The organism is Streptosporangium amethystogenes, assembly GCF_000721075.1.
Lineage (GTDB): Bacteria > Actinomycetota > Actinomycetes > Streptosporangiales > Streptosporangiaceae > Streptosporangium > Streptosporangium amethystogenes.
On sequence record NZ_JOEQ01000152.1, the window covers coordinates 1 to 484 of the forward strand.

1 protein-coding gene is annotated in these 484 nt (G+C 67.8%); it reads left to right on the top strand.

Going from position 1 to position 484, the window contains the following annotated elements:
• On the top strand, positions 1–484 hold a 484-nt coding region (locus IG98_RS0144050), incomplete at both ends, for a DNA alkylation repair protein (protein ID WP_030926649.1).

Here is a 484-nt window from a genome sequence, read left to right on the forward strand (position 1 = left end):
GATCACGGTGTGAACCTCGGCAAGCTGCGCGCGATCGCGAAGCGGTTGAAGACGCAGCAGGACCTCGCGTGCCGGCTCTGGGAGACGGATGACACCGCGGCGAGACTGCTGGCGATCCTGATCTGCCGCCCGAAGGCGTTCGAGCGTGACGAGTTGGACGTCATGGTGCGCGAGGCACGCGCACCCAAGGTGCACGACTGGCTCGTGAACTACGTGGTGAAGAAGAGCCCGCACTCCGAAGAGCTGCGCCTGGCCTGGTCGGCCGACCCGGATCCGGTGGTCGCGAGTGCCGGCTGGGCACTGACCACCGAACGCGTGGCGAAGAAGCCCGAGGGCCTCGACCTCGTAGGACTGCTCGACGTCATCGAGGCGGAGATGAAAGACGCCCCCGATCGCCTGCAGTGGGCGATGAACCACTGCCTGGCGCAGATCGGGATCGAGCGCGCCGAGCACCGCGCCCGTGCGATCGACATCGGCGAGCGCC